16 protein-coding genes are annotated in these 20,753 nt (G+C 72.6%); 6 read left to right on the top strand and 10 right to left on the bottom strand.

Going from position 1 to position 20,753, the window contains the following annotated elements; genetic code table 11:
* Window positions 1-44 precede the first annotated feature (44 nt).
* A complete protein-coding gene (locus GQF42_RS39220; protein WP_158927959.1) occupies window positions 45-764 on the bottom strand; it encodes a TetR/AcrR family transcriptional regulator in 720 nt (239 codons plus the stop codon).
* A 123-nt stretch (window positions 765-887) separates the two neighbouring features.
* On the opposite strand from GQF42_RS39220, the gene GQF42_RS39215 reads away from it, so the two are divergent.
* The gene (locus tag GQF42_RS39215; protein ID WP_158927957.1) at window positions 888-2,390 is read left to right on the top strand and encodes an APC family permease; all 1,503 of its coding nucleotides are present in this window, start codon (window positions 888-890) and stop codon (window positions 2,388-2,390) included.
* Between the two features lie 33 nt (window positions 2,391-2,423).
* Window positions 2,424-4,049 (top strand): amidohydrolase, encoded by a 1,626-nt coding sequence (locus tag GQF42_RS39210; RefSeq protein ID WP_158927955.1) that lies wholly within the window; start codon window positions 2,424-2,426, stop codon window positions 4,047-4,049.
* Between the two features lie 70 nt (window positions 4,050-4,119).
* On the opposite strand, the gene GQF42_RS39205 is transcribed toward GQF42_RS39210, so the two are convergent.
* The gene (locus GQF42_RS39205; RefSeq protein WP_158927953.1) at window positions 4,120-5,094 is read right to left on the bottom strand and encodes a GlxA family transcriptional regulator; all 975 of its coding nucleotides are present in this window, start codon (window positions 5,092-5,094) and stop codon (window positions 4,120-4,122) included.
* A 71-nt stretch (window positions 5,095-5,165) separates the two neighbouring features.
* On the opposite strand from GQF42_RS39205, the gene GQF42_RS39200 reads away from it, so the two are divergent.
* Entirely contained in the window at window positions 5,166-6,116 is a 951-nt protein-coding gene (locus GQF42_RS39200) for an NADP-dependent oxidoreductase (protein WP_199272952.1), read from the top strand.
* A 180-nt stretch (window positions 6,117-6,296) separates the two neighbouring features.
* Window positions 6,297-6,677: an anti-sigma factor antagonist gene (locus tag GQF42_RS39195; protein ID WP_158927949.1), complete on the top strand. Its 381-nt coding sequence runs from the start codon at window positions 6,297-6,299 to the stop codon at window positions 6,675-6,677.
* Window positions 6,678-6,700: 23 nt separating this feature from the next.
* Here GQF42_RS39195 and tuf read toward each other — a convergent pair whose 3' ends face one another.
* The 3 genes from tuf to GQF42_RS39180 all read right to left on the bottom strand — a co-directional run bounded on the left by tuf (window position 6,701) and on the right by GQF42_RS39180 (window position 11,444).
* Window positions 6,701-7,894: an elongation factor Tu gene (tuf, locus tag GQF42_RS39190; RefSeq protein WP_158927947.1), complete on the bottom strand. Its 1,194-nt coding sequence runs from the start codon at window positions 7,892-7,894 to the stop codon at window positions 6,701-6,703.
* A 64-nt stretch (window positions 7,895-7,958) separates the two neighbouring features.
* On the bottom strand, window positions 7,959-8,912 hold the full coding sequence (locus tag GQF42_RS39185; protein ID WP_158927945.1) for a ribose-phosphate diphosphokinase: 954 nt from the start codon (window positions 8,910-8,912) through the stop codon (window positions 7,959-7,961).
* 42 nt (window positions 8,913-8,954) lie between these two features.
* Window positions 8,955-11,444 (bottom strand): ArnT family glycosyltransferase, encoded by a 2,490-nt coding sequence (locus GQF42_RS39180; protein ID WP_158927943.1) that lies wholly within the window; start codon window positions 11,442-11,444, stop codon window positions 8,955-8,957.
* A 259-nt stretch (window positions 11,445-11,703) separates the two neighbouring features.
* Between GQF42_RS39180 and GQF42_RS39175 the strand changes: the two genes are divergently transcribed.
* Entirely contained in the window at window positions 11,704-12,939 is a 1,236-nt protein-coding gene (locus tag GQF42_RS39175; RefSeq protein WP_158927941.1) for a lectin, read from the top strand.
* A gap of 12 nt (window positions 12,940-12,951) precedes the next feature.
* Here GQF42_RS39175 and GQF42_RS39170 read toward each other — a convergent pair whose 3' ends face one another.
* A complete protein-coding gene (locus tag GQF42_RS39170) occupies window positions 12,952-13,197 on the bottom strand; it encodes a hypothetical protein (protein ID WP_158927939.1) in 246 nt (81 codons plus the stop codon).
* A gap of 65 nt (window positions 13,198-13,262) precedes the next feature.
* Here GQF42_RS39170 and GQF42_RS39165 point away from each other — a divergent pair, with 65 nt between their 5' ends.
* Entirely contained in the window at window positions 13,263-14,342 is a 1,080-nt protein-coding gene (locus GQF42_RS39165; protein WP_158927937.1) for a PHP domain-containing protein, read from the top strand.
* A gap of 127 nt (window positions 14,343-14,469) precedes the next feature.
* Here GQF42_RS39165 and GQF42_RS39160 read toward each other — a convergent pair whose 3' ends face one another.
* The 4 genes from GQF42_RS39160 to GQF42_RS39145 form a co-directional block, all read right to left on the bottom strand.
* The gene (locus tag GQF42_RS39160) at window positions 14,470-15,342 is read right to left on the bottom strand and encodes an alpha/beta fold hydrolase (protein ID WP_158927935.1); all 873 of its coding nucleotides are present in this window, start codon (window positions 15,340-15,342) and stop codon (window positions 14,470-14,472) included.
* A 151-nt stretch (window positions 15,343-15,493) separates the two neighbouring features.
* Window positions 15,494-16,783 (bottom strand): ROK family transcriptional regulator, encoded by a 1,290-nt coding sequence (locus GQF42_RS39155; protein WP_158927933.1) that lies wholly within the window; start codon window positions 16,781-16,783, stop codon window positions 15,494-15,496.
* A gap of 75 nt (window positions 16,784-16,858) precedes the next feature.
* Entirely contained in the window at window positions 16,859-17,422 is a 564-nt protein-coding gene (locus GQF42_RS39150) for a hypothetical protein (protein ID WP_158927931.1), read from the bottom strand.
* Window positions 17,423-17,467: 45 nt separating this feature from the next.
* Window positions 17,468-20,647: a cytochrome P450 gene (locus tag GQF42_RS39145; RefSeq protein WP_158927929.1), complete on the bottom strand. Its 3,180-nt coding sequence runs from the start codon at window positions 20,645-20,647 to the stop codon at window positions 17,468-17,470.
* Window positions 20,648-20,753 lie beyond the last annotated feature (106 nt).

The raw sequence follows: 20,753 nt of genomic DNA, 5'->3' as shown, positions 1-20,753 counted from the left end.
GACGTACGGCCTCCTCGGGATGCGGATCCCGCCCAGTGTGACCGTCAGCCCGCCTGATCCGCACGGACGTGATCCAGGCGTGTCCGCGCCGCCGTCAGGAACAGGTCGAGGGCGGCCGGGTAGGAGCTGGTGCGCATGGTGGCGACAAGGTGGCGGGACGTGGCCGCGATGTGCGGGTGGGTGGCGGCGGGCAGCCGGCCGTAGGTGCTGCGCCACACCTCCACCTCGGCCTCGCGCGCGGCCCGGGGCAGAGCGGTGCCGGCGGAGTCCAGGGCACCGAAGGCGAGGGCCTGGTCGACGAACGCGTGATAGATCCGTACCGCCTCCGGATCCGGGAACCCGGCCCGCCGCAGCACGCCGAGGATGCTCTCCACGGCCTGTATCTCGCGCGCCCGGCCGGTGACCCGGTGGGCGCTGAGCACCGCGGCCCGGGGATGCGCGAGGGCGCCGGCATGCATGCGCAGCCCGAGTTCGCGCAGGTCGGCCAGCCAGTCCCCGGTCGGCTTCCAGGTGCGCATGGAGTGGCCGATCAGTTCGTCGGCGATGGCGAGCATCAGGTCGTCGGTGTGCCGGAAGTACCGGTAGAGGGAGCTGGGATCGGCGCCCAGCGCCCGGCCGAGGCGACGCACGGACAGGGCGTCGGCGCCGTGCTCCTCGATCAGCCGCAGGGCGGTCGCGACGATCAGCTCCTCGGACAGGACGACGCCCTGCTTGGTGGGGCGCCGGCGCTGCCGCCCGGCGGCCGGTACGACGCGTTCGCTCATGCTGGCCTCCCTCGGCTGTGCCCGGCACCTTATGACAACACCGTTGACCTGTGAAGTGCACGGGCGGTTTCATCTGCGGTCACCGGGGCCGACCGGGCCCTGCGGTGCGAGCGGAGAGCCGGCATGAGCGAGACCCCCTTCGGGGTGGATCCCCCCGCGCAGCCCGAGCTGCGCAAGTCCCTGAGTGTGGTGGACGGCGTCGCCGTCGCCGCCTCCAGCACGGCCGCGACCACGAGCATCGGCATCGGTCTCGGAGTGACGGCCGGGGTCGTCGGCCTGCATCTGCCGGCGATCATGCTGCTGGCGTTCCTGCCGGTCCTCGGCATCGCCGGGGCCTACTCCCGGCTCAACCGAGTGGAGCCGAACGCGGGCAACGGCTATGTCTGGGTGGGCCGTTCGCTCAGTCCCTGGCTCGGCTTCACGGTCGGCTGGGTCAACTGCGTGGCGAGCGTCGCGTTTCTCGCCTACACCACGGCGGTCACCGGATCTGCGCTGCTGCAGCTGGCCGGGGAGGCAGGCGTGCACCGGGTCGGATCGCTCGCGCTCGACCCCGGCTCGACGGCGCAGACGACGGCGGTCGGCATCGTGGTGCTGGTCCTGGTCACCCTGACCGCCGTGACCGGCGTGCGCACGGCAGCCCGGCTGCAGACCGGGCTGCTGCTCTTCGAGTACGCCGTCCTGCTCGGGTTCTGCGGATACGGACTCGCCATGGGCCCGCACCCGTTCCGGCTCTCCTGGTTCGACCCGTTCGCGATCCCTTCGGCGACCGCCCTGGCACAGGGGATGCTGCTGTCGGTGTTCTGCTACTGGGGGTTCGAGGCCGCGTTCACCGTCAACGAGGAGGTGCGTGACCCGCGCGACGCCTCGCGGGCCGGGACCATCACCTTGGTGACCATGCTCGGGTTGTTCCTGCTGGGTTCGGTCGCCTTCCAACGGGTGCTGTCCGAGCGGGAGTTGGCCGGACACGGCGCCGAGGGGCTGGCCTACTTCGGGGACCGGCTGGCCCAGCAGCCGCTGGCCGCGCTGCCGCTGGTCGCGCTGATGTTCTCGGCGGTGGCCTCGCTCCAGGCGGGCGTCATCCCGACGGCACGCGGGATGTTCGCGATGAGCCGGGACCGCACGCTCGGTCCGGTGTGGTCCAAGGTCAGCCCCCGGTACGGGACACCGGCGGCCGGGACCCTGCTGATCGGGGCAGTGTCCGTGGCGGTGGCGCTGCTGGCGCTGGTGATTCCGCGCGTCGCGGACATGATCAACGCGATCGTCAACGCCGTCGGCATCGTCGTCGCCCTGTCCTACGCGCTCACCGCGCTCGCCGCGGCCGTGCGGTTCCGGGCCCTGCTGCGGCAGGACTGGCGCCAGGGCGTGCGGGCGGTGGTGCTGCCCACCCTGAGCGCGCTCGTGCTGCTGGGCCTCGGCGGGTATCTCGGCTGGTCCTTCTACCGCTCCGCCGACCACCTGGAACTGCGCGCGGACAACGGCTGGTTCCTGCTGCTCATGCCGGTCGCGATGATCGCGTCCGGGTTCGTCGTGGGCGCGTGGGCGAAGTGGGTGCGCAGGTCGCCGTACTTCCGTACCGGCGTGGGCACCGACGCCGACTCCGGGCGACTGCTCTCGGCCTCCAACTGACCTGATACGAAACACGATTGCGGGAAAGGCATCATGCACACCGATCTCCTCTTCACCGGCGGCCCCGTCCTGACCCCCGAGGGCCGTACGGCGTCCGCCGTGGCCGTCACCGGTGACCGGATCACCGCCGTCGGGCACGACGAGGTACGCGAACTCGCCGGGCCGCGCACCGAGGTGGTGGACCTCGCCGGGCGGCTGCTGCTGCCCGGCTTCCAGGACGCTCACGTCCATCCGGTGCCGGCCGGGTTGGAACTGGCCCGGTGCGACCTGACGGGCACGACGACGGCCGAGGAGTCCGTGGCCGCCGTACGCGCCTACGCCGAGGCCCATCCCGAGCGGGCGTGGATCCTCGGCGGCGGCTGGTCGATGGAGGCGTTCGCCGGTGGTACGCCGACGAAGGAGCTGCTGGACGCGGTCGTGCCGGACCGGCCGGTGTACCTGCCCAACCGGGACCATCACGGCGCCTGGGTGAACAGCCGGGCGCTCGAGCTGGCCGGCATCGGCCGGGACACGCCCGATCCGGCCGACGGGCGGATCGAGCGGGACGCCTCCGGCGAGCCGACCGGCACGCTGCAGGAAGGGGCGATGCAGCTGGTCGGCCGGCTGACCCCGCCCGCGACCGCGGCCGACCGGCTGGCCGCCCTGCTGCACGCCCAGCGGCATCTGCACGCGCTCGGCATCACCGCCTGGCAGGACGCGCTGGTCGGCGACTTCCTCGGCATGGACGACCCGGCCGAGGCGTACCGCACGGCCGCCCGGGAGGGGACGCTGACCGCGCGGGTGGTAGGCGCGCTGTGGTGGGACCGGGCGCGCGGCGCCGAGCAGATCCCCGAACTGGTCGAGAAGCGGCGGGAGTCGAGCCACGGGCGGTTCCGGGCGAGCACGGTGAAGCTGATGCTGGACGGGGTCGCCGAGAACGGTACGGCCGCGCTGCTCGAGCCCTATCTGGACCGGTGCGGGTGCGCCACCGCCAATCGCGGCAAGAGTTTTGTCGACCCGAGCCAACTACCCAAGTACGTCACGGAGTTGGATGCGCTCGGCTTCCAGTGCCATTTCCACGCCCTCGGCGACCGGGCCGTACGCGACGCGCTGGACGCCGTCGAGGCGGCTCGGGCCGCGAACGGGCCGGGCGACACCCGGCCGCATCTCGCGCACCTCCAGGTCGTGCACCCGGACGACGTGCCGCGCTTCGCCCGGCTCGGCGCGACCGCGAACATCCAGCCGCTGTGGGCCGCGCACGAACCGCAGATGGACGAGCTGACGATCCCGTTCCTCGGGGCCGAACGGGCCACCTGGCAGTACCCGTTCGGGGCGCTGCTGCGGTCCGGGGCGCGGCTCGCTGCGGGCAGTGACTGGCCGGTGAGCAGCCCCGATCCACTGCAGGGCATCCATGTTGCGGTCAACCGGGTCGAGCCCGGCGGCACGGGACCGGTCTTCCTGCCCGAGGAGCGGCTGGACCTCACGCAGGCGCTGACGGCGTACACGGCCGGGTCGGCGTATGTGAACCATCTGGACGACACCGGCCGGGTGGCCGTAGGGGCGCTCGCCGATCTGGTGGTGCTCGACCGCGATCCGTTTGCCGGGCCGCCCGAGGAGATCGCGCGGACGGCGGTGGCGCTCACCTATGTGGGCGGTGAGCGGGTGTACGCCGCCGAGTGACCTGCGTCGGCCGCCTCGATGCGGGTGCGGGCCCCGCTCGGGCGGCCCCGCCGGACCATCCCTCGTCGCTTCAGCGGGCCTGCTGGAACGTCCGCCGGTACGCCAGCGGGGACACCCCGATGGCCGCGTGCAGGTGCTGGCGCAGCGAGGCGCCGGTGGCGAAGCCGACCTCGGCGGCGATCCGGTCCACCGGCAGATCGCTGGACTCCAGCAGATGCCGGGCGCGGGCGACGCGCTGCTGGATGAGCCAGCGGCCGGGGCTGAGGCCGACCTCGTCGTGGAAGCGGCGGGCGAAGGTGCGCAGGCTCATCCGGGCGTGGCCCGCGAGGTCGGCCAGGGTGAGCGGCTCGTCCAGGCGCTCCAGGGCCCACAGGCGGGCCCCGGCCGTGCTCGCCGCGCCGCTCTCCGGGACCGGCTGGTCGATGTACTGGGCCTGGCCGCCGTCGCGGAACGGTGGGACGACACAGCGGCGGGCGACGGAGTTGGCCAGCTCGCTGCCGTGGTCGGTGCGGACGATGTGCAGGCAGATGTCGACGCCGGAGGCGGCTCCGGCCGAGGTGAGGATGCGGCCGTCCGCGACGAAGAGGACGTCCGGATCGAGGTCCACCCGCGGGAAGAGACGGCGGAACGGCTCGGCCGACTGCCAGTGCGTGGTCGCGCGGCGGCCGTCGAGCAGGCCGGCCTGGGCGAGGACGAAGGCGGCCGTGCAGATCGAGACGATCCGGGCGTCCGGGCGGATGCGGCCGAGCGCCGTGGCGACCTCCTCGGGCAGCTCGGCGGGGATGTACGCGGGCGGCATCGAGGTGACCACCACCGTGTCCGCCGTCGGGAGGATCTCGGGGCCGTGCTCGACGCCGATGGTGAAGTCTGCGTTGGTGCGCACCGGCTCGCCGTCGACCGAACAGGTCAGCACCTCGTAGTGCCCGTCGGCGGCGCCGAGGATACGGCTGGGGATGCCCAGCTCGAAGGGGTAGACGCCGTCCAGGGCGAGGACGACCACCCGCTCGGGACGCCGGGCGGACAGCTCCACATCCACATCAGCCATGGCACGATTCTATCGAATGATGGCCATCATGCCATTTCCCGACTGCTCGGATCCCGGCAGGCTGGGTGACCATGAACGATGTGAACACGATGCGCGCCATCAGTCAGGACGTCCTCGGCGGTCCCGAGGTCCTCAAGGAAGTGCAGGTGGAACGGCCGAAGCCGGGCCCGAACCAGGTGCTGGTCCGGGTGCGGGCCGCCGGCGTCAATCCCACCGACTGGAAGCACCGGTCCGGGGGCCTGTTCCTGGGCAGGCCGCCGTTCGTCCTGGGCTGGGACGTCTCCGGCGAGGTGGCCGAGACCGGGATCGGCGTGGCCGCCTTCGAGCCCGGGGACGAGGTCTTCGGCATGCTGCCCTACCCGTACGGCGCCGGCTCGCACGCCGAGTACGTGATCGCCCCGGTACGCGCCCTGGTGCGCAAGCCCGCCTCGCTCGACCACACCCGGGCGGGCGCGCTGCCGCTGGTGTCCCTGACCGCCTGGCAGGCGCTGACCGAGCACGCGGACCTCCGGCCGGGGCAGCGGGTGCTGATCCACGCGGCGGCCGGCGGTGTCGGGCACGTGGCCGTGCAGATCGCCAAGGCGCGCGGTGCGTATGTGATCGGTACGGCGAGCGCGCCAAAGCACGACTTCCTGCGGGAGATCGGGGTGGACGAGGCGATCGACTACCGCACGACCGAGGTCACCGAGACGGTGCGGGACGTGGACGTCGTCCTGGACACGATCGGCGGCGACACCTCGGTCGCGTCGCTGAAGGTGCTGCGGCCGGGCGGTGTCGTGGTGTCGATCCTGCCCGGCGGCGCCGCGGGATTCCACGAGGAGGCCGAGCGGCTCGGCGTACGGGCGGTGCAGATGCTGGTGGACGCCGACCGGGCCGGGATGGAGGCGATCGCGGAGCTGGCGGAGTCGGGGAAGCTGAAGGCGACGATCGCCGGGACGTTCCCGCTGGCCGACGCGGCGAAGGCGCACGCGCTGGGCGAGACCGGCCGGACGACGGGGAAGCTGGTACTGCTGACCGACTGATCGCCCGTGCACGGCCGCCGCGCAGTCAGCGCACAGCCGCCGCCAAACTCGATGACATATGTCAATCGAACATGCTCAAATTCCTTCTGTCGAGGGTAACTTGACGGTCAGAAGACAAACCGTCGGGGCGTGGTCCGTCAGGACGCGGGCGGCTCGGTGTGGGCGGGAGGTGAGGCGGTCATGCGGGACGAACGTGCACCCTTCCACCGGCACATACGCGTGTACCAGCACCGGGCGTACACGGTGCTGGAGCTGCGGGGCGAGATCGATCTCCTCTCGGCGACGGAGATCGGCCCGGTGCTGGACCGGTTCACCGGCCGGGGCCACGCCCGGGTCGTGATCGATCTGCGGCCGGTGGAGTTCTTCGACTGCTCGGGGCTGCGGCTGCTGTACCGGGCCCGGACCCGGGTGCTGGACGGCGGCGGGCAGCTGCTCCTGGTGTGCACGCATCCGCTGACCCTGCGCGTGATGAAGGTGACCGGGCTGTCCCGGCTGCTGCCCGCGCATCCGAGCCTGGACGCGGCCGTGGCCCGCGCAGAGGCCGCGTCCGGCTCACTGTGATCTCCACCGGCCGTCCGCGAGCGCTACGTGAGGATCCGGGTGACCTGCCCCGCGCCGACGGTGCGCCCGCCCTCCCGGATGGCGAACTTCAGGCCCTCCTCCATCGCGATGGGCTGGATGAGGGTGACGTGCAGGGTCGTGTTGTCCCCGGGCATGACCATCTCGGTGCCCCGGGGCAGGGTCACCACTCCGGTCACATCGGTGGTGCGGAAGTAGAACTGGGGGCGGTAGTTCTCGAAGAAGGGGGTGTGCCGGCCGCCCTCGTCCTTGGCCAGGATGTAGGCGCGCGCCTCGAACTCGGTGTGCGGGGTGACCGATCCGGGCCTGATGACGACCTGGCCGCGTTCGACGTCGTCCCGTTTGATCCCGCGCAGCAGCAGTCCCACGTTCTCCCCGGCCCGGCCCTCGTCCAGCAGTTTGCGGAACATCTCGATGCCGGTGACCGTGGTCCGGGTCTTCTTCTCGTGGATGCCGATGATCTCGACCTCGCTGTTGACCCGCAGGATGCCGCGCTCGATCCGGCCGGTGACGACGGTGCCCCGGCCGGTGATGGTGAAGACGTCCTCGACGGGCATCAGGAACGGCCTGTCCACCTCGCGCTGCGGTTCGGGCACGAACCGGTCGACGGCGTCGAGGAGTTCGAGTACCGAGCCGGTCCAGCGCGGGTCGCCCTCGAGCGCCCGGAGCGCGGAGACCCGTACGACCGGGACGTCGTCGCCGGGGAACTCGTACTCGGTGAGCAGCTCGCGCACCTCCAGTTCCACCAGCTCCAGGATCTCCTCGTCGTCCACCATGTCGGTCTTGTTCAGGGCGACGACGATGTACGGCACCCCCACCTGGCGGGCCAGCAGCACGTGTTCCTTGGTCTGCGGCATGGGTCCGTCGGTGGCGGCGACGACGAGGACGGCGCCGTCCATCTGGGCGGCACCGGTGATCATGTTCTTGATGTAGTCGGCGTGGCCCGGGCAGTCGACGTGGGCGTAGTGCCGCAGCGCAGTCTGGTACTCGACATGGGCGATGGAGATGGTGATGCCCCGCTGGCGCTCCTCGGGTGCCTTGTCGATCTGGTCGAAGGGAGTGAACGGGTTCAGTTCGGGGTGCTTGTCGTGCAGCACCTTGGTGATGGCCGCCGTCAGCGTGGTCTTGCCGTGGTCGATATGACCGATGGTGCCGATGTTCACATGCGGTTTGGTCCGCTCGAACTTCGCCTTCGCCACTGCCAGCCCTCCAGGTCGGGTGGGTGCCGCCGGGTGCCGCGCCACTCCTTCCCTTCTAGGGCCTCTACGAGTGCTCGAACAGGGCGCTCACCGACTCACCGTTGTGAATGCGCCGTACCGCCTCGGCCAGCGCGGGAGCGATGGACAGCACCTGGAGCTTGCCGGTCTTTTCGGCGGTTTCGTCCATCGGCACCGGCACGGTGTTGGTGCAGACGATCTCCAGTACGTCGGGCTGCTCGCTCAGCCGCTCGACGGCACCGGCCGCGAACACCCCGTGGGTGCACGCCACCCGGATCGAACGGGGACCCAACTCCCGTAGTCTGTCGAGGAGTTCGATGACCGTGCTGCCCTTGGCGATCTCGTCGTCCAGCACGATGACGTCCCGGCCGGTGACATCGCCGATGACGGAGCTGATGCTCACCCGGTCGTCCGGGTAGCGCTGCTTGGCACCGGCCGCCACCCGTGCCCCGATCAGCCGGGCGAAGGCGGCGGCCTGCTTGGCGTTGCCGAGGTCCGGCGAGACGACCGTCGTACGCGTCAGGTCGTACTGGCCGAAGTGCGCGGCCAGCTCGCGCAGCGCGTGCAGATGGTCCACCGGCACCGAGAAGAAGCCGTGCACCTGCGGGGCGTGCAGGGTCATGGCGAGCACCCGGCCGGCGCCGGCCGCCACCAGCAGGTCGGCGACCAGGCGCCCGCCCAGCGAGATGCGCGGTGCGTCCTTCTTGTCGGAGCGGGCGTAGGAGTAGTGCGGCATGACGACCGTGATCCGGGCCGCGGAGGCGCCCCGGGCGGCGTCGCACATCAGCAGCAGCTCCACCAGGTGCTCCTGCACCGGCCGGACCAGCGGCTGGATCAGGAAGACGTCCCGCTCCCGGCAGTTGGCCTGAAGCTGCACCTCCAGGCAGTCGTTGGCGAACCGGCTGACCCGGGTCGGCCTGAGCGGCACCCCGAGGTGGGCGCAGACCTCCCGGGCCAGTTCAGGATGGGCACTGCCGCTGAAGACGGCGATGTCTCGCACGATCCGCTCCTCGCATGATCGGCACAGGCTGCCGAGGTCATGCTACTGGCCCGGCCCGCACCGGTAGAGCTGCTGGGCGGCGGCCGTGTTCCCCGCGCGGCCCGGCAGGGACGACGCCACGGCGGAGTCCGTGCCGCCGTAGGCCGAGGCCGGGACCTGGGTGCAGGTGGCCTGCACCCAGCCGGCGATCTGCGCGGCGGCCGTCTGTCCGGTGCCCCCCTGCCCGGTGCGGGCAGCCGTCTGCCCGGTGCCCGGGGCCATAGCGCCCATGCCCCGGCCGCCGCCCAACAGCACGTACCGGACCTTGCCGGCGTCGATCAGCTGCCGGAACCCGGCCTCGGTCGGGAACGGCACCCGGCCGCTGAAGCCGCCGAGGGGCAGGACGTCGGCACCGCTCGCCAGGATGTACGGCGCCGCTGTGCTCCAGCTGCTGGTGGCGAACGCATAGGCGGCGGAGCCCTGGTGCGCACGGGTGTAGGCGAGCAGCCGGCGCTGGGCCGCGGTCAGCGCGCCGCCCGAGCCGACGCCGCCGAAGCCGCCCCCGCCACCGGCCCCGCCCCGGCCCATGTCGCGCAGGCCGCCCTGGCTCACCCGCCCGGACACGGTACCGCCGGCCCACACCGTCCGCCCGAACCGTCCGGAGTCCGCACGCGTCGCGCCCTGGCCGCGGTCCGAGCCGGTGGGACCGACCGCGCCCATGACGTTGGTGCGGTACGAGGGAGCGAAGACCTGCACCGCCCACGCGCTCGGCGCGATGAGCAGGGCCGCGAGGGAGGCGGCGAGACCGGCGAGCGCGAGCCGTCCGCCGGCCCGCGGGCGCCCGGGCCGGGCCAGGACCAGCAGGACGACCGCAGCCAGGCCGAGCACGGCCAGGACGGGGACCAGGCCCGGCAGGAACGTCGGGAACTGCCCGGCGAGGTAGGCGGCCCAGGCCGCCGTCGCCGCCACCGCGCCCGGCAGCACCCAGGCGCGGGGCCCGCCGGCCCGGTAGGCACGCCACAGCAGCACGGTCCCGGCACCGGTGAGCGCGGCGAGCGGCACCGCGATCACGCCCATGTAGTACGTGTGCCCGGCGACACTGCCCGCGCTGAAGACCAGGAAGTACAGGGCGAGCCAGGTGGCCCACAGGACGTACCCGGCGCGCAGCCGGTCGGTGCGCGGCCGTCCGCGGGACCAGAGCAGTCCGCACACCGCGGCCAGGGCCGCGATCGGGTAGAACCAGCCGGTCTGGGAGGCGAGCGAGGTACCGAACATCTTCGACCAGCCGTTCTGGTCACCGCCGAACCCGCCGCCCCCCTGGCGGCCGGCGACCGATGCCCCGGTCGCCGTCGGTCCACGGGTGCCCTGGTCCGACCAGGCGCCCTGCCCACCCCGGGCACCGCCCGCGCCGAACGCCCGGTCATGGGCGTGCGCACCGCCGCCCGCACGGTCACCACCCTGCGCACGGGCACCGCCGTACGCACCGGCGCCGCCGAACGCGCCCGCGTCACGGGAGCCGAGGCCTGCGGCGCCCAGGCCGGTCGCCCGGCCGGAGGCACCACCGAATCCACGGCCCGCGCCCTGCCCAGCACCAGCACCAGCACCAGCACCAGCACCAGCACCAGCACCAGCACCAGCACCAGCGTGGCCGCCTCCGCCGCCCTGGGTCGCGCTGACACTTCCGGTGGAGGCCGCGCTGATGCCGAGCGAGGAGAAACGGGTCAGGAAGTTGTAGCCGACCACCATGCTGAAGGCCGAGTTGTTGGTGGTGCCATCCACATAGGGGCGGTCCTTGGCCGGGGTGAGGGTGACGGCGAGCATCCACGACGCCGACACAGCGGTCATCACCAGGGCGGACACGCCGAGATGCGCCAGCCGCCGGCGCAGCGTGAGCGGCGCCGAGATCAGGTAGACCAGGGCGAGCGCGGGCAGGACGACCCACGCCTCCAGCATCTTGGACTGGAAGCCGACACCGACCCAGAACCCGGCCAGGACGAGCGGGCGCAGCCGGCCGGCCTGGGCGGCCCGCTGGGTGGCCTCGGCGGCCAGCAGCAGGCACAGCGTGAACGCCGGATCCTCGACCGAGGTGCGGAACAGCCCGACCGCGACGGGGGTCACCAGGAACGCCGTGCCGGTGATCAGCGCCGCGTGCACCCCGGCCCAGCGGCGCACCACGCGGTACAGCACCAGCAGGCTCGCCACGCCTTCGAGGGCCTGGGGCAGGGTCAGCGCCCATGGATGGAATCCGAAGAGCCGCGCGGACAGCGCCTGCGGCCACAGGAATCCCGGCAATTTGTCGAGCGTGATGGAATTGCCGGGATCGAAGGAACCGTAGAAGAAGGCCTTCCAGCTCTCCGTCATGCTGCGGGCCGCACTCGCGTAGAACGTGTGGTACTCGCTGCGCTCGATGCCCCAGAGGTAGAGCACGGCAGCGAGTACGACGAGGACCAGCAGCGCAGGTCGGGCGTATGCGGGCTCGCCCTGTGGTGATCTCCACGGGGGGCGACGGACGGCACCGGTGGGGACGGTTGCGTCGAGGACGTTCGTGGCCATGCGCAGCAGTCTTCGTCACCGCGTCACCCCACAAGACCGATGAGGCCTGCTTTCAAGGAAATTCTCACCGCCACAAGGGCGACTCTTTAACCGCATGAGATGGCAATTACGCCGGTCAAGTGAATTCCTTACCCCAGTCGTTACTGGCATTCATCTGACGGACCGTCAGAAACAGGTCCGTACCAGAGTCTTGACGCTCACTTATCTCACTCCTTAAATCAAGAGGAATCCCAGCACCCCCCACGCCGAACGGAGAGCCATGGCATCCCCACGCCTGCTCCGCAGATGCCTCTTCGCCGCCCTGTCCGCCGTCCTGGTCGGCTCCGCCGCCGTCGGTCCCGCGCGGGCCCAGACCGCCGCCCCGGCGGCGGCGACCGCCACCACCTTCTCCGACACCTTCGACGGACCGGCGGGCTCCCCGGTCGACTCCTCGAAGTGGACGATGGAGACCGGCGACAACGTCAACAACCACGAGCGGGAGTACTACACGTCCGGGACGAACAACGCGGCCCTGGACGGACAGGGCCATCTGGTGATCACCGCCCGCAAGGAGAACCCGGCCGGTTACCAGTGCTGGTACGGCACCTGCCAGTACACCTCGGCCCGGCTGAACACGGCCGGGAAGTTCAACGCCCAGTACGGGCACGTCGAGGCGCGCATGAAGATCCCGCGCGGGCAGGGCATGTGGCCGGCGTTCTGGATGCTCGGCACACCGGTCAACTGGCCGGACTCGGGCGAGATCGACGTGATGGAGAACGTCGGGTTCGAGCCCTCCACCGTGCACGGCACCATCCACGGCCCCGGCTACTCCGGCTCGGGCGGCATCGGCGCGGCATACAGCCTGCCGAACGGCCAGGCCTTCGCAGACGCCTTCCACACCTTCGCCGTCGACTGGGCCCCCGACTCCATCACCTGGTCGGTGGACGGCAACGTCTACGAGCGGCGCACCCCCGCCGATCTGGGCGGGAAGACCTGGGTGTTCAACAACAAGCCCTTCTTCCTGATCCTGAACCTGGCGGTCGGCGGCTACTGGCCCGGCGACCCCGACGGCAGCACCCAGTTCCCGCAGCAGCTGGTGGTGGACTCGGTGTCGGTGACGACGAGCGACAGCGCGGCCGGGCTCCCGATCCGGGGCCTGGCCGGCAAGTGCGTGGACGTGGCGGGCGCCAACTCCGCGAACGGCACCCCCGTCCAGCTCTACGACTGCAACGGCACCGCCGCGCAGGAGTGGACGGTCGGCTCGGACGGCACGATCCGGGCGCTCGGCAAGTGCCTGGACGTCACGGACAACGGCACTGCGGACGGCTCGACCGTCCAGCTGTGGGACTGCACCGGCGGCCCGAACCAGAAGTGGACCGTCACCGGGGCGAACGACATCGTCAACCCACAGGCGAACAGATGTCTGGACGTGACCGGGAACAACTCGGCCAACGGCACACGGCTGCAGATCTGGACGTGCACCGGCGGCGCCAACCAGAAGTGGACGGTCGGCTGAGCCGCACCCGTCTCAGTGCAGCGTCCAGGTGTACTTGTCCCCACCGACCCAGCGGACCGCGTCGGGATCGTCCAGGTCGTGGATGGTGATGCCGTAGGAGGCGGCGACCTCCAGTACGTCGGTGACGGTCCGGACCTCACCGATCACCTCCCCGTCGATCTCCATGATCCTGAAGGGGGGCCGGCCCGACCTGCCCGGGCACACCCCGAGCACCATGACCCGCGGATGGGAGATGTGGGGGACTGCTTGTTCGGTCATGAAATAGAGCGTAAGACGCATCCGGCTTCGAGGAGATCCGGAGCGGTGGAGCCATCCTGGTGTGTATGGACCCCGTCGCCGCCCTTGACCGGATCGCCTTTCTGCTGGAGCGGCAGCTCGCCCCCGCCCACCGGGTGAAAGCCTTCCGTACCGCCGCCCGGACGCTCGCGGCCCTGCCCGAGGGCGAGGTCGCCGGGCGTGCGGCGGCGGGGACGCTGGAGGCGCTGAAGGGGATCGGGCCGAAGACCTCACAGGTGGTGCGGGAGGCGCTGGCCGGGGAGGTGCCCGGGTATCTGCGCGCACTGGAGGAGGAGGGCGGTCCTGCGCCGCACGAGGGAGCCGGAGCCGGGCTGCGGGCGCTGATCCGGGGGGACTGTCACACACACTCGGACTGGTCCGATGGGGGCAGTCCGATCGAGGAGATGGGGCGGGCGGCGGCCGCGCTCGGGCACGAGTGGACGGCGCTGACCGATCACTCCCCGCGGCTGACCGTGGCCCACGGGCTGTCGGCCGAGCGGCTGCGCGAGCAGCTGGACGTGGTGGCGGAGCTGAATGCCCGCTGGGCGCCGTTCCGGCTGCTCACGGGCATCGAGTGCGACATCCTCGAGGACGGCTCGCTGGACCAGGAGCCGGAGCTGCTGCAACGGCTGGACGTGGTCGTCGTGTCCGTCCATTCCAAGCTGCGGATGGACGCCCGCTCGATGACCCGGCGGATGGCGGCCGCCGTCCGCGACCCGCACGCGGATGTGCTCGGGCACTGCACCGGGCGCCTGGTCACGGGCTGGGGGCGGCCTGAGTCCCGGTTCGACGCGGACGCCGTGTTCGCCGCCTGCGCCGAGTCCGGTACGGCCGTGGAGATCAACAGCCGCCCGGAGCGGCTGGACCCGCCCCGGCGGCTGCTGCGCCGGGCCGTGGCAGCCGGGGTGCTGTTCTCCATCGACACCGACGCCCACGCCCCCGGCCAGCTGGACTGGCAGATCCTCGGCTGCGCACGGGCCGAGGAGTGCGGGGTGCCCGCCGCCCGGGTGGTGACGACCTGGTCCGCCGAGGAGCTGCTCGGCTGGACCCACGAGGGTCGCGTGCCTGCCCGGGCGGCGCGGGCCCGACCTGCCCGACCCCGCGGGGACGAGCGCCCGCGGGGGTGACACAGGTCACCTACAGGTTCGGAACGCCGGAAGATGGTTGCCCGTTGAACCAACCGTGGGTGCACGCCCACCACCCGGACCGCCCCGGTCGTGATTCCCCCGTCACGGCCGGGGCTTTCTCCTGCTCCTACCGCGCGCCCGCCTCGGCGGGCTCGACAGGACGTGCCGCCCCGGCCTCGGCGAACTCCCGCAGGTCGGCCGTGAGCCGGGCCGCGTGCGTGGCGAACAGGCCGTGACCGGCACGCTCGTACACCTTCAGGACGCCGTCCGGCACCAGCCGGGCCGCCCGCTCACCGGTGAGGGCCAGGGGCGCGGAGGCGTCGTCGGTGCCGTGCACGACCAGCACCGGAAGCTCCAGCCCCGCCAGCTCGTCGGCGATGTCCAGCTCCGCGACGACGGCCCGGACTGCGGTCGCGGCGCGGGGCTCGGCGGACAGGCAGAGATCGACCATGTAGCGGACATAGGCCGGGGAGACCTCGTTCTCGGGGAACTGGAGCGCGAAGAAGGCGTCCGCGAGCCGGGTGTAGTAGGCGGCCCGGTCGCGCCGGAACAGCTCCTCGTCGGCGCGCAGGTCCGCGGGGGCGATGCCCTCGGGCAGCCGGGGCGTGCGGACGACCCCGGGGCTGACCCCGGCGACCAGGGCGACACGGTCCACGCGTGCGGTGCCGTGCCGGGTCACGCAGCGGATCACCTCGGCGGTCCCGACGGAGTGCCCGACGAGGGTGATCCCACGCAGGTCGAGGTGGTCGAGCAGGCCGTTCACATCGTCGGCGAGGGTGTCGAGGTCGTAGCCGGACCAGACGTCGTCGGAGCGTCCGTGGCCCCGCCGGTCCAGCGCCACGCAGCGGAATCCGGCCTCCGCGAGCGGCAGGGTCTGGTACTCCCACATCTCGTGGCCGACGTAGGCGCTGGCGACGAAGACGACGACGGGGCCGGTCGCGGGGCCGTGGTCGATGTAGTGCAGTCGGGTACCGTCGACGGGGCTCTCGTAGTACGGCATGGGATGCCTCCTCGGCTGTCCGGACCAGGTGCGGCCCGCTCGGTCGCGCTGACGTCACCGATACTCCCCGGATCCCACGCACGGGTCGATTACCCGTCAGGTCATGGCCGCCCCCGCCCCGCCCGACAGGTGCGGCGGATCCGCGGGCCGCTCAGCGGGGGGTGCGTTGGCGCAGGGCGGCGCGCCAGGCCGGCAGGCGGTCCTCGGCGACCGGTTCGGGACGCCGGCCGCCACTGGCGAAGAAGTCGGCCAGCGGCAGGATCGCGGCGCCCACGGTGACCGCGTCGGGGCCGAGCCGGCCGAGGTCGATGGTCACCTTGTCGGCCGGATGGCGCAGCGCGTACGTCGTCGCGTGGCGGCGTACGGAGGGCAGGAAGCGGGTGCCGAGCTGGAGCCCGGCCCAGCCGCCGACGATGATCCGCTCGGGCTGGAAGAGGTTGATCAGGTCGGACAGGCCCGCGCCGAGGTACTCGGCGGTCTCCTCCAGGACGGCCAGCGCGACCGCGTCGGGCGCGGTGCCCTCGGGCGGGTAGGCGGCGGCGAGCATCGCGGTGAGCCGGGTCTCCTCGTCGGTGCCCTCGGGGGGCCGACCGCCCTCCTCGCGCCAGCGGGCGAGCAGTGACTCGGCGCCCGCGTAGGCCTCCAGGCAGCCGGGCGCGCCGCACCGGCAGCGCCGCCCGCGGACCCGTACGGTCAGATGCCCCCACTCGACGGCCCGGCCGTGCTCCACCTCGGGGGTGACCAGGCAGGCGCCGACGCCGGAGCCGAAGAGCACGACAACGGCGTTGCGGGCGCCGCGGCCCGCGCCGAACCACATCTCCGCCTGGCCCAGGGTCTTGGCGCCGTTGTCGATGAAGTACGGGATCTCGTCGGGGAGTTGGGAGGCCGAGCGGAGCAGCTGCTCCAGCGGGACGGCGTCCCAGCCGATGGTCTGTCCGTGTACGACGGCCCCCCGGTCCGGGGTGTGCTCGACGATGCCGGGGACGCCGACACCGACGCCGAGCAGCCGCTCGGGGGCGGCCTGTTCGACACCGAGGACCTCGGCGATACCGTCGCGGACATGGCCGGTGATCACATCGACGTCGTAGCTCTGCGAGGCCAACGGACGCTCGGTGCGGGCCAGTTCCGTCAGCGCCAGGTCGAACAGCTCGACACGGACGCGGGTTTCGCCGACGTCGACGCCGATCATCTGCCCGCTGTGCGGGGCGACGCGCAGCAGGGTGCGCGGCCGGCCGCCGTCGGAGTCGACGCTGCCGGCCTCCTCGACCAGGCCGTCGGCGATCAGGTCGGCGACCACGTTGCTGACCGAGCCGGAGCTGAGGCCGGTCGCGGGGCCCAGCTCGAACCGGCTGAGCGGGCCGTCGAAATACAGCTTCTGCAGCACGGCCGTGCGGTTGCCCCGCCTGAGGTCGCGTACCGTGCGCCCGTTCCGCCCCGCCATGCGGCTCCCTTCACGAACCCTGCCCGACCTGCAATGTACCCCTTCGAGTAGCCGGAAGGCGACTTTCCCCCCGTCTTAGTTCACGCTATGAGCTAAGACGGGGGTCGAGTGATCTCGTCCAGGGCGGCGACGAGGCCGGGCCCGACCGCCTGCCGTGCCCGGCGGGCAGCGGCCTTTGCCCCCCTGCCACGGAACCGTTTCGACCAGCATGATCAGGTATCCCGGGCCGGGTCCCGCGATCCGGTGCGGCCGGCCCGCGTGGGAACCCGGCTCCCTGCGCGGTACGGCCTGTCCGGCCCGCGCCGTGGAGTCGCCCCAGGGGCTGCCGGGGCAGCGGGCCTCGAGCGTGTGGCGCACGGCGGGACCGCCGTCGGCATGGACCGTGCGCGGTGCGGGAACACCGGCCTTGGCGACGGCACGGCAGAACTCGCCCTCGGCGGCGAGGAGCCGGGACTCGCGGCGGAGCCCCGGCCCGGTCGGCGCGGTCTTGGGGACGTGGCGGACACCGTCGGTGAGCCGCGGCTCCCCGACGGTGGTGCAGGTGCCGCCGCCGAGGGCGCGCACCCCGGCCCTCCGGGCGGGCGCGCGGCCCGCCGCGGCCGGGACCGGCCGGGCCCGCTCCTCTGGCAGGCGGCGCAAGTCCGCCACCGCCGGGTCTGCCACCGCGCGCCCCTCCCCCGCGGCTCAGCCGGCCGCGTACACGTCCTCCACGTACCGCCCGTCCGCCACCAGCACGTTCAGCCAGCGTTCGGCCGCCGGTCCGTCGGCGTCGGGGGTGCGTTCCCGGTACAGGGTACGGAACGCCTCGCGGACGCCGGGGGCCATCCGGGCGCCGTCGCCGCAGACGTACACCCGCGCACCGGAGTTCAGCAGGTCCCAGACCTCGTCGGCCTCGGCCGCGATGCGGTGTTGGACGAACAGGGCGCCGCTCTCGGGGGCGGCGCTGAAGGCCGGGCGCAGCGAGACGGCGCCGGCGGCCTCGGCGGCCCGCAGTTCGTCCGCGTGCAGGAAGTCCGCGTCGGGGGCGTCGCAGCCGAAGTACAGCAGCGCGGGCGGGAGTTCGGCCCCGGCGGCGCGGGCGGCCGTGCGGTCGGCGACGGCGCCGCGGAACGGGGCGAGTCCGGTGCCCGCGGCGATCATGACGACCGGTGCCGAGCCGTCGATCCGGAAGACCTCGCGGCAGGGCTGTACGCGGGCGTACACGGTGTCCCCGGGCTCCAGGGCGGCGAGGTGGCCGGAGCCGGTGCCCCGGTAGTGACCCCGGCCGGAGCGGGCGGGGGCGTCGAGCACCGAGACCATGAGGTCCACGTGACCGGCGTCGACGGCCGGTGAGGAGGAGACCGAGTAGTGACGGGGCCTCAGCGGGGTCAGCAGGTCGAGCAGGAGCGGCCAGCCGAGGGCGCCGCGCAGGGCGGGGTTGTCCTCGACGAGTTCCACCAGGGTGCGCGGGTCGTCGGGGGTGACCGCGGCGAGCGCGGCCCGCTCGGGCGGGCAGGGGTTGGCCTCGGCGAGCAGGGCCAGCTGCCGGCCGGTCGGCCGCTCCTGCAACTCGACGTGATGGGTAAGAAGTTGACGTACCGTCAGCGGACGGTCCACGGCGAGGCCGTCGCGGCGCGGGCGGGTGGCCCGGATGTCCAGCACGGCGTCGGCGTCGAGGCCGAACGCGGCGACGGCGCGGTCCACCGACTCCGGCGCGTTGGCGGGCAGCACGGTCAGGTGGTCGGCGGTGCGGTAGGTGACGCCCTCGGGCAGGGCGACGCGCAGGAACCGCTTGGTGCGGGGGTGGTCCGACGCAGTCAGGTCGTGGGCCTCGGTCACCGTCATGGGAACCAGCTCGTGCCGCTCGGCGAGGGCGTCCAGCAGCCCTCCGGTCAGGGTGCGGACCTCGTAGGTGTGGGCGGGCTCGTCGGGGTCCTGCGGGGCGGCGTCGGGGTCGCCGTACCCGGTCAGCAGCGCGGTGCGCAGCCGGGCGGTGAAATCCCGGACGGTACCGCCGAGATCGCCGGAGGCGTCGGCGGCGGCCCGGTCGGTCAGGCGGGTGGCACCGAGTTCGGCGAGACGGGCGTCGACGCGGGTGGGGACCTGCTGGTAGGTGGCGGCCCAGTTGCGGTCTCCGACGCCGAGGACGGCGTAGGTCACCCCGGTCAGGTCCGGGGTGCCCTCCAGCCAGGTGGTGAAGGCACCGGCGTCGTCGGTGGGGCGGCCGTTGTAGGAGGCGGCGGTGATGACCACGGGCCGGTCGGCGGGCAGTCCGTCCGCGTAGGCGTCCAGGGCCGCGACCTCGGTGGCGCAGCCGACGGCGGCGGCCTCGTCGGCGAGCTGCGCGGCGAAGGCGCGGCAGGTGCCGTAGTTGCTGCCGTGCAGGAACAGGGCACTGGTGCCGGGGCGGACGCGGGCCGGGAGCGTGTCCGGGGTCCGGGCGCCATCCTCCTGCGGGCGCGCGGCGCCGGGCAGCGGGGCGTGGACGCGGTCGGCGGCCGTGCGCGGGGTGAGGGTGAGGGTGAAGCTCTCGGGCTTGAGGGTGAGGGTCTCCTTGACGTGCAGCTGGTAGTCGGCGTGGTCGTGCAGCCGGTAGCGGTGGACCAGCATGGCGAGCAGCATGGTGGCCTCGTGCAGCGCGAACTGCCGCCCGATGCAGGCGCGTTCACCGGTGCCGAAGGGCTTGAAGGCGTGCACCGGGCGGGCTGCCTCGGCCTCGGCGGTGAACCGCTCGGGGTCGAAGTGCTCCGGGTTGTCGCCCCACACCGGCTGGCGGTGCAGCATCGGGGCCATGACGGTCACGGCCTGTCCGGCGCGCATCGGGATCCGGCCACCGAGCAGGGTGTCCTCGCGGGCCCTGCGGCTGAAGGCGGCGGCCGTCGGCCACAGCCGCAGCGCCTCGTTGAGGACCTGGCGGGTGTAGGTGAGCCGGCCGATCTCGTCGTACGTGGGCTCCGGGTCGGCGTCGTCGCCCCACAGCGCGTCGGCCTCGCGCTGCACCAGCCGGAGCACGGCCGGGTTCCTGGCGAGGTAGTACAGGGCGAAGGACATCGCGCCCGAGGTCGTCTCGTGGCCGGCGATCAGGAAGGTGATGACCTGGTTGCGGATGTTGGCCGTGTCGAGGGTGGTGCCGTCGGCGGGGTGCGGGGCACTCAGCATCAGACCCAGCAGGTCCTCGGCGCCGCTCTGGTCGGTGCCGGCGCGGGAGTCGATGACGTCGTCGACGACCTGGGCGAGGTGGTCGGCGTCCCGCCGGAAGGCCGCGTCGCGGGCGGAGTAGTCGTTGCCCGGGGTACGGGCCAGGCGGTGCATGCTCCATTCCAGGCAGCGGACCATGGACTCCACGAAGGGGTGCGGCTCGCCGCGCTCGAAGGAGCCGAAGTCGTAGTCGAAGCCGGCGAGCCCGATGGTGTCCAGGGTCATGCGCGTCATGTCGTCGGGCACGTTCACGGCCTGCCCGTCCCGGGCCGCGCGGTCCCAGGAGTCGATGAGCCGGCGGGCCACCTTGAGCATGACCGGGTGGTAGGTGCGCATCGAGCCGAGCGCGAAGGCGGGCATCAGGATGTCGTGCGCCTTGGCCCAGTTGGGTTCGTCGTTGTACGCCGTGAACAGGCCGTCGGCGGCGAACTCCCGCACGTTCTCCAGCGCGGGTCCGACGTGCTTGGCGAACCGCTCCTCGTCGGCGAGGTCCGCGACCAGGTCGGCGTCCGCGACGAACATCACCTCCCGGCCGTGCAGCCGGCGCACCAGCACCGGGCCGTGGGTGCGCATCAGCTCCATGACCTGCTGGATGGGCGTGCTGCCGGGACCGGTGGCGGTGATGTCGACGACGGGGACGCCGGGCAGGGTTCCGGCCGGATCACGGTGCAGTGCGGTGGGGGGCATGGCGCGACAACTGCCTTTCGCGGTAACGGAGTACTCCCGGTAACGGAGTACTGCGTTCCAGAGTGGGCGACCGATGACACGCGCCTGGGCCACGGCGCTACATGAT

This window comes from Streptomyces broussonetiae (assembly GCF_009796285.1).
Lineage (GTDB): Bacteria > Actinomycetota > Actinomycetes > Streptomycetales > Streptomycetaceae > Streptomyces > Streptomyces broussonetiae.
Note: the sequence above shows the minus strand (reverse complement) of the source record. Positions and strands in the feature narration are given on the sequence as shown.